This is a genomic window from Cryptosporangium phraense, assembly GCF_006912135.1.
Classification (GTDB): Bacteria; Actinomycetota; Actinomycetes; order Mycobacteriales; family Cryptosporangiaceae; genus Cryptosporangium; species Cryptosporangium phraense.
This window is the reverse complement of record NZ_VIRS01000008.1, coordinates 14727-28456: the sequence shown is the minus strand read 5'-3', so window position 1 is coordinate 28456 and position 13730 is coordinate 14727. Positions and strand designations below refer to the sequence as shown.

11 protein-coding genes are annotated in these 13730 nt (G+C 72.7%); 5 read left to right on the top strand and 6 right to left on the bottom strand.

All coding sequences use genetic code 11. The features are described from left to right. Positions 1 to 923 precede the first annotated feature (923 nt). Positions 924 to 1742 carry an FHA domain-containing protein gene (locus tag FL583_RS13165; protein ID WP_142704902.1) on the top strand — a complete coding sequence of 273 codons (819 nt, stop codon included), beginning with the start codon at positions 924 to 926 and terminating at the stop codon, positions 1740 to 1742. Positions 1743 to 2011: 269 nt separating this feature from the next. Here FL583_RS13165 and FL583_RS13160 read toward each other — a convergent pair whose 3' ends face one another. The 4 genes from FL583_RS13160 to FL583_RS13145 are packed head-to-tail and all read right to left on the bottom strand — an operon-like array spanning position 2012 to position 5714. Continuing rightward, positions 2012 to 3133 carry an MFS transporter gene (locus FL583_RS13160; RefSeq protein WP_142705100.1) on the bottom strand — a complete coding sequence of 374 codons (1122 nt, stop codon included), beginning with the start codon at positions 3131 to 3133 and terminating at the stop codon, positions 2012 to 2014. A gap of 36 nt (positions 3134 to 3169) precedes the next feature. Then, positions 3170 to 3691, bottom strand: coding sequence for a hypothetical protein (locus FL583_RS13155; protein ID WP_142704901.1), 522 nt, complete (start codon positions 3689 to 3691; stop codon positions 3170 to 3172). Then, the gene (locus FL583_RS13150; protein ID WP_142704900.1) at positions 3688 to 5454 is read right to left on the bottom strand and encodes a glycosyltransferase 87 family protein; all 1767 of its coding nucleotides are present in this window, start codon (positions 5452 to 5454) and stop codon (positions 3688 to 3690) included. The genes FL583_RS13155 and FL583_RS13150 overlap by 4 nt, the downstream gene beginning before the upstream one ends. Before the next feature lie 11 nt (positions 5455 to 5465). Beyond that, the gene (locus FL583_RS13145; protein WP_142704899.1) at positions 5466 to 5714 is read right to left on the bottom strand and encodes an SCO4226 family nickel-binding protein; all 249 of its coding nucleotides are present in this window, start codon (positions 5712 to 5714) and stop codon (positions 5466 to 5468) included. A 112-nt stretch (positions 5715 to 5826) separates the two neighbouring features. On the opposite strand from FL583_RS13145, the gene FL583_RS13140 reads away from it, so the two are divergent. After that, positions 5827 to 8733 carry a helix-turn-helix transcriptional regulator gene (locus FL583_RS13140; protein WP_142704898.1) on the top strand — a complete coding sequence of 969 codons (2907 nt, stop codon included), beginning with the start codon at positions 5827 to 5829 and terminating at the stop codon, positions 8731 to 8733. 108 nt (positions 8734 to 8841) lie between these two features. Continuing rightward, positions 8842 to 10332, top strand: a complete 1491-nt coding sequence (gene zwf, locus FL583_RS13135; RefSeq protein ID WP_142704897.1) for a glucose-6-phosphate dehydrogenase — start codon at positions 8842 to 8844, stop codon at positions 10330 to 10332. On the opposite strand, the gene FL583_RS13130 is transcribed toward zwf, so the two are convergent. Continuing rightward, on the bottom strand, positions 10291 to 10809 hold the full coding sequence (locus FL583_RS13130; RefSeq protein WP_142704896.1) for a metallophosphoesterase family protein: 519 nt from the start codon (positions 10807 to 10809) through the stop codon (positions 10291 to 10293). The two genes, zwf and FL583_RS13130, sit on opposite strands and share 42 nt — an antisense overlap. 3 nt (positions 10810 to 10812) lie before the next feature. On the opposite strand from FL583_RS13130, the gene FL583_RS13125 reads away from it, so the two are divergent. Together FL583_RS13125 and FL583_RS13120 are read left to right on the top strand one after the other, a co-directional pair. Beyond that, positions 10813 to 11739, top strand: coding sequence for an NAD-dependent epimerase/dehydratase family protein (locus tag FL583_RS13125; RefSeq protein WP_142704895.1), 927 nt, complete (start codon positions 10813 to 10815; stop codon positions 11737 to 11739). A 24-nt stretch (positions 11740 to 11763) separates the two neighbouring features. Further along, positions 11764 to 12942 (top strand): FIST signal transduction protein, encoded by a 1179-nt coding sequence (locus FL583_RS13120; RefSeq protein ID WP_142704894.1) that lies wholly within the window; start codon positions 11764 to 11766, stop codon positions 12940 to 12942. Here the strand turns inward: FL583_RS13120 and FL583_RS13115 are convergent. Then, positions 12939 to 13730, bottom strand: coding sequence for an SAM-dependent methyltransferase (locus FL583_RS13115; RefSeq protein WP_142704893.1), 792 nt, complete (start codon positions 13728 to 13730; stop codon positions 12939 to 12941). The genes FL583_RS13120 and FL583_RS13115 overlap by 4 nt on opposite strands.

The following is a 13730-nucleotide window of genomic DNA, read 5'->3' as shown; positions in this document are numbered from 1 at the left end:
GCGGCGGTGCCGGTGGCAGCGGCAACGGGCGCCGCAACGGCGGCGGTAGCGATAGCTGCAGTGGAAACGGCCGCAACGACTGCGGTAGCAGCGGCTGCGGGGGCGGCCGCAACGGCGGCGGTGCCGGTGGCAGCGGGTGCCGCTGCAACGGCGGCGGTAGCGAAGGCTGCGGACGCAACGGCGGCGGTGCCGGTGGCGGTGGCGGTGCCAATGGCAGCGGGTGCCGCTGCAACGGCGGCGGTGGCTGCGGCAGTGGCGGTGCAGGTGCGGCCGCAAAGCGCCGCCGGCGGCGGGCAGTGGAGTGCCGGTGGACGCGGCAGCGGTCATGGTGGTGGTGGCGATGACGGATGCGGCGGCCGCCGCAGCGGTGGCGGGAGCGATTGCAACGGCCGCAGCGGCGGTGACCGCGGTGGCGGTGGCCGCTACGGCGGCGATGGCGGCTCCGACGACCGTTCGCGGCGGTGGCGGCCGCGGTGGCTGCGAGCGGCCGGGCCGGCGACGGCGCGGGTTCTCCAAGCTGCCCAGCCACGACACCGGCTCGGCGTGCCCGCCATCCGTGAGCCGGAGCACGGCGACCCGGGTACCTACCGGCCGCCCGCCACCGCAAGAGCAGGCGCCACGGTGGCGCAGCGCGGAGCAGACAGCCGGGCGCGGCGCGAGTCAGCACAACACGGCCCAATGCAACGGCATCGGCACGGGTTCCCCAGGTTGTTCGTCCGGGGCTCACCGCGGCAGCATCCGCGCCGACCGGCACACGACCCCGCTGGCCCCAAGACCAACCCCCTCACCGGCCAATTCCGACCGCCGCAACTATTCGTAGTCAAAAACTTGCCCGCACAAAGCAGAATGGATGCACAGGGGGTAACAACCAACAGTGGGGGCTGGGGGAAATGGCACAGGGGGAAATTCCGCGTGACCCTATCTTGTCCGTTTGGTACTTATATGAGCCGGACGAGAAATTCACATTCACGAAGGACGGAGACCGCATCACGTTCGGTCGCGACGACGACTGCGACCTGATCATCTTTTCGGCGATCAACCGAGAGTCACTTTCTCGAGTCGCCGGCCGGATCTGGCGATACGAGGGGGAACTCTGGGTCCGCAACCTCTCCGAAAAGCACGAACTGTGGATCACCCAACCGGGCCTTCCACCGCTGCCACCGCTACCACCGCGCGATCCGGCCCGGCCGGACCCGGGCGCGGCGCAGACGATCCCCGGCGACCTGGCCTACATCCAGGGCCCGGACGGCTGCGTCCTGGTGGTGGCCCAGCAGCGCATCGAGCCCGCGTTGCCCGCCGTTCTCGACGACCGGCCGACGACGAGCATGCCACCGATCCCGTCGTATCTCCGGCCGGTGGCGATCGCGCTCTGCGAGCCGCTGCTGCAGGGTAAGCAGCTCCCGGCATCGTACGAGGAGGTACAGCGCCGGCTGGTCAACCGCAGCCGGAAGCAGATCCGTGACCTGGTCAAACGGCTCTGCGACCTGTACCTGACCGAGGTTCCCGAGCTCCGCGAACGGGTCGAGGCCCGCCGTCGTCTCGAGGAGCGCGAACTCGGTCTGCCCGCCACGCCGACGATCGTCCACAAAGGTATTCGGCTCTTCGGGCCGGTGCTGGACGAGGATCAGGAGATCCGTCGGCGCCGGGCTTTGGCCCTGCCGGACTACTACGAGGTCGCGCACCTCCTGGTGCGTCGCCGTCAGATCACGATCGACGATCTCGCTCTCCTCCACCGCGACTGACCGCACATCGCTCCACGGGCAGGCCTGCCCAGCCGAAACACGTTCTGACCGGCAGGCTTCCCGCTCGTGGATCGAGACGTCGCGGGGTCGGAGGGGGCTTCCGCGGCTCGCTCGCTCCACGCCGAGGAAACGGCGACGACCAGGAGGAGCCAGTGGAACCGCATCGCTGATAGGAGAAAGCGGGGTGCGGCCGGAATTCACCGGCCGCACCCCGCTCCCCATTCAGCCGTGCCCCGCCCGGAAAAGCCCCCGCCAGAAAAGCCCCCGGCCTATTCGCGCATCGCGACGAGCACCGCGCCCACCAGGAGCAGCACCGCCAGCGCCGCGAATCCGTACGTCAGCGTCGCAATCGACGCCACCGCGGCGACCAACAGCGGACCGCCCGCGTCACCGGCCTCCCGGCCGAGTTCGGCCGCACCCATCGTCTGGCCGATCCGCTCGGACGGAGTACCGGCGGCCAGGGCGGCGAACCCCAGCGGCGTGATCATCCCGGTGCCGACGCCGATCAGCGCCGCCCCGGCGAGCACCCCGGCCAGACCGGGCAGCATCGCGCAGGCGAGCCCGGCCGCGGTCACGACCAGGCCGGCCCACAACCCAGTGCGCGCGGAGAGACGCCCCTCGTCCAGCGCCCGGCCGGTACGCGGCTGGACGACCGCGGCGCACGCGGCCAGCAGGGACACCGCCGCGCCGGTGGCCACCGTCCCGAGCCCGGCGACCCGGCCGCTGACCGGCAGGAACCCGACGCCGGCCGAGAGCGCGGCGGTGGCCCCGGCCAGTGCCCCGGTCGGGACGAGGAACACCGGGTCGGTCAGCCGCCGGAAGAGGTCGACCAGCGTCTGCCGGACCTTGGCTGTCGGTGGCACGACCGGCACGGCCACCAACGCCCAGACCGCGACCGCCGCACCCAGCACGGCCAGCACGGCGAACAGCAACCGCAGGCCGCCCGCCCACACGAGGACGCCGCCGAGCAGCGGCCCGAGCGTGTACCCGATCGACTTGTAGAACCCGTACGACCCGAACGCCCGTCCGCGCCTGGCCGCCGGGTTCATCCGCGCGACCAGCGCCGACGCCGCCGGCGAGAACGCCGACGCGGCCGCGCCCTGGCCCAGCCGGGCGGCCCAGAGCCAGCCGTGGCTGTCGGCCACCACGTACACGGCCGACGCGACCGCGAACGCGACGAGCCCACCGAGCAGCACCGGACGCGCCCCGACGCGGTCGGCGAGCGTGCCGAACAGCGGTTTGAGCACGATCTCGGCACCGTCGTAGAGCGCGAGCAGCCCGCCCAGGACCAGCAGAGACGTGACCGCGTCGTCGGAGAACCCGCCCAGGTTGGCCGCGATACCGTGCGCCCCGAACGCGGTGGTGAACCCGGCGGCGTACAGCGGCCACATCTGCCGGGCCGGTGGTGAGTGCTCCGACGACATGCCTCAATCCAACGCGGCGAGCCAGCGCAGCCGACACTCCGGGTCGTCACAACACGAGTGCAGGTCGGCGAGCGCCTCCCACAGTTCCTCGGGCTCGTACCAGCACTCTTCGACCCGGTAGTGCTGGGGAACCCACGGCCCGAACGGCTCCGGACGACAGACCCGGCTCACCCCGGCCCCGCACGACGCGCAGGCCAGCCACGGCCAGGCGACGAGATCTTCGTCGGGGATCGCCACCGCACCCGACGGCCCGGCCAGCCGCACGCACCGGCCGCCGCTCTCGTCCACCGGCAGCAGGCGGAACTCGTCCTCGGACCGGACCCAGACGCCCCATTCCTCGGCCGTCACCGCGGCCTCGGCCACCGCGTTGGCGGGGATCGGCAGGTCGTGATCCCGCAAGCGGCTCAGCAGGAAGCCGAGACCGCCCTCCTGCTCGCCGATCATGAAGTAGTCGACGAACTGCTCGTCCTCGCCCGGCGGCAGCAGCCGCCCCAACCCCCTCCACTGGTCCAGGTCGGTGATCACACCCGCACGCTATCGGCCTCCGACGACAGTTCGGGGCGTTCGGTGCGAAGTGCCCCCAGCAGCCACGGCAGCACCAGCACCGCGGCCACGGCGGTCAGCCCCTGAGCGTCCACCACCAGGTGCCAGAAGACCGGATGAGCCGAGCCGGACCGCAGGCCGGCCGCCCCGATCGACGGCAGCGACGCAGTGAGCAGCACCCCCCATCCGACGGCCAGCCAGTACCGGCCCGCGGCCACCACCGCGGCCAGCGGCAGCACCAGGAACACCAGGTGATGCACCCAGGAGATCGGCGACACCGCGACCGACAGCGCGGCCAGCACCCCCACCGCGCCGAGCCGGTTCCCGTCGGCCTCCAACCGGCGCGCGCCCCAGGTCCCGATCACGGTCAGCACCACCGCGGACCCCACCCACGACAGCGACACCCAGGAGTCCGGCAGACCGGTACGCAGCAGCATCCCGCGGACCGACTGGTTGCCGACGACGTCGTTCGCGCCGAACCGGTCGGAGTCCCAGAGCGCGCGCCAGAGGTACTCCCCCGCGCTCGGCCAGAGCAGCAGGAGCCCGGCCAGCGTGGCGCCGACCGCGGTGGTCGCGGTGACGACGAACGTCCGCCACTGCCGGGTCACGAGCAACCACGGCACGAACACGGCCGGGGTGAGCTTGACCGCGATCGCCAGGCCGAGGCCCAACCCCGGACGGCGATGGCGACGCAGGAGGTCGGCCGAGACCAGCAGCACGAGGAACAGCCCGACCTGGCCGAACCGCAGGTGGCTGCGCACCGGCGCCGAGACCAGCAGCAACGCGAGCGTGAGCGGTAGCCCGAGGCGGTCGACGACCGGCCGCATCCCGATCCGGGCGACGCCCACCAGCGCGGCCAGCGACGCCAGCACCCACAGCACCTGGAGCAGCCCGAGCGGCACGCGGGAGAGCGGCTCGGACAGCATCGCGGCGAACGGCGGATACGTGAACGGCATGTCGAACACGGTGCGGAACTCGTAGACGTCCGATCCGGTGCCCGCCGTGCCGCCCGCGCCGTAGTAGACGAGCAGGTCCTTCATCCGGTCCGGGCCGGGGACCAGCAACAACGGCACGACCGGCACGGCCAGCGCCACCGCGGGCAACACCCAGGTCCACCGAGACCCGAGCCACCGGCCCGGCCCTGAGTCCGAAGCCGGGACCGACGGCGCTTCCTCACCCGCGGGCCAGGCCGCCACCGCGGCCAGCGCGATCGCAGCGATCGCCCACCCGGCCACGACGTCGGTCGCCCAGTGCAACCCGAGCCCGACCCGGCTGACCCCCACCGCCCCGGCTACCACCACCACGGCCGGCCACCACCGGGCCCGCCCCAGCGACCACGCCACCAGCCCCCACCCGAGCGCCGCGGTCATAGCGTGCCCGGACGAGAACGAGATCGTGCCTCCGTCGGGCCCCGGCCGCACCAGCGTCACGAATGTGACCGCCTCCAGCATCTGCGCGACCGCCAGCACGACCAGCGGCCGCACCGAGTCCCGCCACGACGCGCCCGAACCCCGGCGCAGGATCGCCACGATCGCCAGCACCGGGTACAGCACCGACCCGGACCCCAGCTGCGTCACCGTGCGCGCCCCGAAGAACCTCGGCACCCAGCCGGCCACCCACCCGTCGAGGCCGAGCGGCCGCCCACCGGCCAGCAGCACCAGCCCCGACACACAGCCCAATGCCACGACGCCGGCCAGCCCGACCCGGCCGGCCGGCGTCCGCACAAAACTCCGGATTCGTCGCATCCGGAACAGGATCACACCTCGATGGGTACCTCGTACACCTCGGCGGTGGGGTGCCCGGCGCGCTCGTGCACGCGCATCACCGCCTCCTTGCTCGGGCCGTGGGCCAGGCAGAACACCTTGCCGGTCTCCGGGTCGAGCCAGGCCCGCTCGAAGTGCACGCCCTCCTCCGACTCGATCGCGAGGTCGGCCTCGTGCGCCTCTTTCAGCTGCTCCGCGGTGACTCCGACGAAACCGCTGTGGACATCGATGAACGTCGCCATTCTCGTACCTTCCGAACGAACGGGTTGATGCGTCCAGAGTCGAGGTCGGGAGCCTGTCCGACATCGGTCAGACCACCTAGGAAGGCCTATTTCCCGGCCTAGGGTCCTCACCATGCGGACCAGACCCGAGGCACACCTGTGCCCGGTGCTCATCGGCCGCGACGACCTGCTGGCCCACGCGCTCCGCCGCACCGAGGACGCGGCGAACGGCTCCGGTGGGGTCCTGCTGCTGGCCGGCGAGGCCGGGATCGGGAAGACCCGGCTGCTGTCCGAGATCGTCGGCCGGGCCGGCCTGCCGGTGGTGCACGCGGCCGCGTTCCCGCGTGACGCCGAGGTCGCCGGGGGTCTGCTGCTCGGCCTCGCGTCCGAGCTGGCCCGGCTCGGTGAGCCGACCGCCGTACTGGCCGGACCGCTGCGCGAGGTCGCGGTCGGCGAGGGCGGTGACCGTCAGCGTCGGTTGCTCGTCCGAGAGGCCGCGGACGCTCTGGCCGCGGCGAAGGACCCGCTGGTCGTCGCGCTGGAGGACCTGCACTGGGCGGACGAGATGTCGCTGGACGTCGTCGAGCGGGCGGCCCGCAGGTTGCGTTCGGCGCCGGTCCTGGTGGTGGCGAGCTATCGCAGCGACGAGCTCTATCCGCGCTCGGTGTTGCGGGCCTGGCGGACCCGGCTGCTGGCCCAGCGGTCGGGCGAGGAGCTGCGGCTGCGTCGTCTCGACCGGGCGTCGACGGCCGCGATGGTCACCGCGATCACCGGCACGGTCAGCGCCGACGCCCCGGTCGGCGCACTCTTCGACCGCAGCGACGGCATCCCCCTCCACGTCGAAGAACTCCTCGCCGCGTCCGAAACCCCCACGTCCGAAACCCGCGCCACGGCCGAAAGCCGCGCCACGGCCGAAAGCCGCGCCACGGCCGACGGCCGCGCGCCGGCCGACGGCCGGGCCTCCGGCGGGAGGCGGTTCGCGGTGCCGGACACGCTGGCCGACGCGGTGCTGAGCCGGGCCCGCGAGCTCACCCCACCCGCGCGCGCCCTCGCGGACGCGGCCGCGGCGATCGGGCACTCGTTCGACGTCGACCTGCTGACCGCGGTCACCGGCACCCCACCCGACGAAGTGGACACCGCCCTCCAGGAGCTGCACGACCGCTTCTTCGTCACGCCCCGGTCCGACACGACCTACGACTTCCGGCACGCGCTGATCCGCGACGCGCTCTACACCGACCTCCCGCCCCATCAGCGCCGCCGCCTGCACGCCCGGGTCGCGGACGCCGCCCGCGCGGCCGGGTTCGGCGACGCGTTCGTCAGCGACCAGTGCGAACGCGCCCACCAGCCGAGCCGGGCGTACGAGCACGCGCTCAGAGCCGCCCGGCACGCCACCGCGATCTCCGCGCACACCGAGGCCGCCGCGCTCTACCGGCGGGCCCAGCGCACGATGCCGTCCGACACCCCCGGACGCGACCGGGCCGGCCTCCTCACCGCGCTCTCGATCGAGCTGGTGTCGGTCGACGACGTCCCCGGCGCCGAGGCGACGCTCACCGAGGCGCACGCGCTGCTGCTGGAACTCGGCGAAACGGTGGCCGCGGCCGCGCTCTCGCCGTCGCTGGTGACCGCGCGCCACCGCCTCGGCGCCGCGCTCGAGCCCCGGGCCGCGCTGCTCCGGGCCGAGCTCGACCGGATCGCCGACCACCCCGGCCGCCCGGCCGACGAGGCCCGCGCCCGGGTGCTGACCAGCCTCTCGGCCGTCTACATGTTCGACCGGCGACTCGACGAGTCGCTCGCCTACGGGTCCGAGGCCCGGACGCTGGCGATCGCGGTCGGCGACGACCGGTCCCGCTGGTGCGTCGACGCGACGATCGTGCCGGTGCTGCTGTTCGCCGGCCGGATGGACGAGGGCTGGCGGCTGGCCGACGCGACGATCGCCGAGTCGATCGCGGCCGGCGCCGAGCCCGAGGCGAGCCGGGCCTACCAGATGGTCGGCAGCTCGGCCGCGGTGCTCGTCGAGTACGACGCGGCCACCCGTTACCTCGACGACGGCATCGCCTACGCCGACCGGACCGAGCAGTTCGGCGACCGCAACTACATGCTGTCGATGCGCGCCCGGGTGCAGTGGGCGACCGGCGACTGGGCGCGGGCCCGGCCGAACGCGGAGCAGGCGCTGGCCGACTTCACCGACACGATCCTCAACCGGATCCTGGCCCAGCAGATCCTCGGTTTCCTGGCGATCGGCCGGGGCGACTGGACCGGGGCCGCGGCCTACCTGGTGCCGGCCCACACGCTCGGCGCCGAACTGCGCGAGGTGCAGCGCCTGTCCCCGACGCTCTGGGGCCTGGCCGAGCTCGCACTCCGGACCGGGAAGCCGGCGGTGGACCGCTGCGAGGAGGGCTACCGCGCCTCCGCCGAGGTGGGCGACGCCGCCTACCTGGCCCCGTTCGTCGTCACCGGCACCCGGGCCTATCTCGGCGAGGACGACGTCACCGGCGCGCGCTCCTGGCTCGATCGGTGCGGCGCCCTGCTGCAGAAGAGAGACATCCCCGGCACCCGACCGGCGCTGGACCACGCGCTCGGCCTGCTCCACCTGCACGAGGGCCAGACCGGCAAGGCCCGGGACGCCCTCGATCGGGCCAGCGCCGAGTGGGACCGGCGGCGCCAGTTCTGGGAGGGCACCCAGGCCCTGCTCGACCGGGCCCGCTGCGCCCATCGCTCGCGGCGCCCGGCCGACGCGGCCGCGCTCGCGTCGGAGGCCCGCGGGCGCGCGCTGGCCGCCGGGGCGTCGGTATTGGTGTCGGCGGCCGACGACCTGCTGACCGAGATGAGGGCCCGGACCGGGCCCGGACCGGGAGCCCTCACCCCACGGGAGGCCGAGGTCGCCCGGCACGTCGCCGCGGGCGCGACGAACCGGGAGATCGCCGGGGCGCTGGCGATCTCCCCCAAGACGGTCGCCGCGCACGTCGAGCACATCCTGGCCAAACTTCAGGCGAACCGCCGAACCCAGATCGCCAGCTGGGTGCGAAGTCACACAGAGTGATCTTCAACCGATCGCGCCAGTCATCCGTGGTTCACATCGCAGGAATACGTTTGTGCCGCACGTCAATTGCATCGATACAGAGACCCCCGTCGGATAGAGGTTCAGACGATGGACATCGGCCCGCAGTACTCGAGCGACCGGAGCGCGCCGCCCTCGACGCTCGTGATCTTCGGTGCGTCGGGTGACCTGACCAGGCGAAAGCTGATCCCGGCCGTCGCCAGCCTGGCCCGCCACGGGCGTCTGCCGAAGGAGTTCGCGCTGGTCGGCGTCGCGCGGACCCCGATGAGCGACGACGAGTTCGCGCAGTCGATCCAGGCCGAGAACGGCCTGGGCGACCTGGCCGGCGGCGGTCTGCGGTACGTCTCGGGCGGCTACGACGACCCGGAGACCTACAAGACGCTCGCGACGCTGCTCGACGAGCTCGACGACCAGCGCGGCACGCGCGGTAACCGGCTGTTCTACCTGTCGACGCCACCGCAGGCGTTCTCGCCGATCATCAACGGGCTCGCCGGGGCCGGGCTGAACCACGCCCGCTCCGACGAGGGCTTCGCCCGGCTGGTCATCGAGAAGCCGTACGGCACCGACCTGAACAGCGCCCGCCAGCTCGACGCGACCGTGCACAGCGCGTTCGACGAGTCCCAGGTCTTCCGGATCGACCACTACCTGGGCAAGGACACGGTCCAGAACGTGCTCGCGCTGCGGTTCGCGAACTCGATCTTCCAGCCGATCTGGGACCGGTCGTGGGTCGACTCCGTGCAGATCACGGTGGCCGAGACGCTCGGCGTCGGCACCCGGGGCAGCTTCTACGAGACCGCCGGGGCGATGCGCGACATCGTGCAGAACCACGTGCTGCAGGTGCTCGCGCTGGCCCTGATGGAGCCGCCGGCCAGCTTCGGCGCCGAGGCGCTGCGCAACGAGAAGGTCAAGCTGCTGCAGGCGATCCGCCTGCCCACCGACCGGGACGTCAGCGAGATCGCGGTCCGCGGCCAGTACACCCGCGGCGGTACCCGCGAGGAGCTCATGCCTGGCTACCGCGACGAGCCCGGGGTGGATCCGCTGAGCCGCACCGAGACCTACGCGGCCCTGCGCCTGGACGTCGACAACTGGCGCTGGGCCGGCGTCCCGTTCTACGTCCGGACCGGGAAGCGGCTGCCGGCCCGGGTCACCGAGGTCGCGCTGACGTTCCAACGTCCGCCGCACCTGCCGATCCCCGGCAACCAGCTCACCGAGCTGGAGGCCGACGCGCTGATCCTGCGCATCCAGCCGAACGAGGGCATCTCGCTGCGGTTCGGCGCGAAGGTGCCGGGCCACTCGTTCCGGGTCCGCACCGCGAGCATGGACTTCTCGTACGACCAGACGTTCCGCGAGGAGTCGCCGGAGGCCTACGAGCGCCTGATCCTCGACGCGCTGCTGGGCGACGCGACGCTGTTCATCCGGGCCGACGAGGTCGAGCACAGCTGGCGGATCGTCGACCCGATCATCGAGCACTGGGCGAACGACAAGTCCCCGATCCCGACCTACGAGGCCGCGTCCTGGGGCCCGACCGACGCCGACCGCCTAATCGGCCGTCACGGCCGGGCGTGGCGCAATCCGGCGTAGGTCCACCGCGGTGAGCTCGCCGCCGTCGATCTCCGCCGTCAGGTAGGTGGCGAACGGTTGACGGCGGCGGTCGGTCGGGGACCCCGGGTTCAGCAGGCGCAGGCCGTTGTCGGCCGTCGTGTCCCACGGGATGTGGCTGTGCCCGAAGATCAGCACGTCGGTGTCCGGGAATCGCTGGGCGCACCGCTTCTCGCGCCCTCCGGCCGCGCCGGTCTCGTGCACGACCGCGACCCGTAGTCCGTCGAGGTCGGCCCGGGCCACCTCCGGTAGCCGGGCGCGCAGTGCCGCGCCGTCGTTGTTGCCGTACACACCCATCATGCGGACGCTCCGCGCCTCGAGCTCGTCCAGCAGGGCGACGTCGACCCAGTCGCCGGCGTGGATCACCAGATCCGCCGCCTCGACGTCCGCCCAGAGTGGCGCCGGGAGATCCCGGGCACGTTTCGGGACGTGTGTGTCGGCCATGATGACGAGGTGCATGCGTTGAGGATTCTCGTTACCGGGGCCCGCGGCAAGGTGGGCGTCGCGGCCGTCGAAGCGCTGGTCGCGGCCGGTCATACGGTGACCGCCACCGACCTGGCCCCGCCGTCGTGGAACCGGCCGGCGCCGGACGCCCCGGTCGGCGAGCAGGTGCCCTACGTCTCCGCCGACCTGGGAAACGCCGGCGACGTCTACGCGCTGATCGGCGGCATCAGCGAAGGCGAAGGCGCGAAGGCCGGGCGGTACGACGTCGTCGTGCACGCGGCCGCGATCCCGGCGCCCGGGTCGCACGCACCCGCGACCGTGTTCACGAACAACATCGGTGCGACGTTCAACGTCGTCGAGGCGTGCGTGCGGTGGGGCGTCCCCCGGCTGGTGAACATCTCCAGCGAGACGGCCACCGGCTTCCACTTCGCCGAGCGTCCGACCTACCCGGCGTACCTGCCGCTGGACGAGGAGCACCCGTGCACGCCGTCGGACCCGTACGGGCTGTCGAAGTTCTTCGGTGAGCAGCTGTGCGACGCCGCCGTGCGCCGGTCGGACCTGAACGTGCTGTCGCTGCGGCCCACGTGGGTGCAGAACGCGGCCAGCTACCCGCTCAACCTGGGCCCGATCGTCGATGATCCCTCCGCCCCGAGCCTGACCGGCTGGGCGTACATCGACGCCGACGACCTGGGCGACGCGATCGTGCTGGCCGCGACGTCGGACGTCCCCGGTCACGAGGTCGTGTACATCGCCGCGGCCGACACCGTCGGCGGGCGGGACCTGCACGAGTCCTGGCGGCGCGTCTACCCGGACGCCCCGACCGAGCTGCGCCCGGTCTCGCGGCCCGACGCCGGCGGAATCGACTGCTCCAAGGCCAAGCGCCTGCTGGGCTGGGAGCCCAAGCGCAGCTGGCGAGATCACCTGCCCGGAACTTCTCAGGTCTGAGAGGAACCGGACGACCCGGCAGGCATGGACGAGGGCGCGCGCTGGTTCGGTGTCGGCTCCAGCGACGCCGCCGACGGTGCGTCCGCCGGGCGCGAGGCCGCGGCCGCCGCGCTCCAGGGCCGGGAGCCCGCGCTGGTCATCGTGCTGTGCCAGGTCCGCGACGACCTCCCGGCGATGCTCGACGGCGTCCGCTCCCAACTCTCCGGCCACGCGATCGTCGTCGGCACGTCGTCGTCGGGTCAGTACACGGCGGGCACGCTCGACACGGGCAGCACCGTCGTCGCGGCCTACGGCGGCCCCGGGATCGAGGCCCGCTACCGGGTGGCCGACGTGTCCCCGGGCCGCGGCCGCGACGCGGCCGCCGAGGTGGCCGCGTGCACGTCCGAACTCACGCTGCCCCACCAGGCGCTGCTCCTGTTCTTCGACGGCCTCGCCGACGATCAGCAGGAGATCGTCCGCGGTGCCTACGCGGCCGCCGGCGCGGCGACCCCGCTGGTCGGCGGCGCGTCCGGCGACGGCCTGCAGTACGTACGGACGTACCAGTTCGCCGGTGACGCCGACCACGTCGACGTGCTCTCGGGCGCGATCGTCGGCGTCGGGCTGGCCTGCGAGTCGCCGCTCGGGATCGGGGTCGCGCACGGCTGGCGCCAGTCCGGCACCCCGATGTCGGTGACCCGCAGCGTCAACGGCAAGGTCTTCGAGCTGGACGAACAACCGGCGCTGGACGTCTACGTCGAGCGGGTGGGCCTCTCCCCGGCGATGGCGACCGACGAGTCGGTGTTCCGGGACATCGCCTACCGCTACCCGCTGGGGCTCAACCGTCGAAGTGGCGAGGACATCCGGGTGATCCACGGCAGCGAACCGGACGACGGCTCGCTGATCTGCCTGGCCGACGTCCCCCAGGGCGGCCTGGTCTGGCTGATGGAGACCGACGAGGATTCGCTGGTCGCCGCGGCCGGCACGTCCTGCCACCAGGCGATAGCGATGCTCGAGGGCGCGCCGCCGCTCGGCATGCTCGCCTTCGACTGCGCGGTCCGCAAAGCGATGCTCGGCCCGGCCGGCGTCGAGCGGGAGACCGGTGCGCTAGCGGCGGCGGCCGGGTCGATCCCGTATGCCGGGTGGTACACGAATGGGGAGGTCGCGAGGATTCGCGGCTCCCAGGGTCTGCACCACCTGACGATGGTGACCCTGGCCCTCAGCTAGAGCTTGCGCCCGACCGCACCGTACAACGGGGCCCGCTCGCCGGGCTCGTCCGGCGAGACCCGGTCGTCCGCGTCCGGACGCCACCGAGGGACGAGGACGACGCCCGGTTCGACGAGTTCCAGCCCGTCGAAGAACCGGGCGAACTCGTCCCTGGTCCGCGCGCGCAGCACCATGCCCTGGGCCCGGTACATCGCCTCGGTCTTCGCGGTCTCGTCGGGCTGGAACTCGCCGGTGAGGTGCGTCATCGCCAGGTACGAGCCCGCCGGCAGCGCGTCGAGGAGCGTCCCGACGACACCGTAGGGATCGTGCTCGTCGTCCAGGAAGTGCCCGACGGCCAGCAGGAGCAGCGCGACCGGCCGCTCGAAGTCGAGCGTCTGCCGGGCCGCGGCGAGGATCGTCCCGGGGTCGCGGACGTCGGCGTCGACGTAGCTGCTCGACCCTTCGGGGGTGCTGGACAGCAACGTCCGGGCGTGGACGAGCACGATCGGGTCGTTGTCGACATAGACGATCCGGGCGGCCGGGATGATCGCCTGCGCGACCTCGTGGACGTTCGGGGACGTCGGTAATCCGCTCCCGACGTCGAGGAACTGATCGACGCCGGCCTCGGTCGCCAGATACGCGACCGCACGGCGGAGGAAGTCGCGGTTGGCCAGCGGGGCGATCTCACCCGCCGGGTTGACCCGGATCGCGTCGGCGATCTCCCGGTCGGCGGCGAAGTTGGCGGTGCCGCCCAGCAACGCGTCGTAGACCCGGGCCGGGTGCGGAGTGCCGGTGTTCACGTCGTCCAC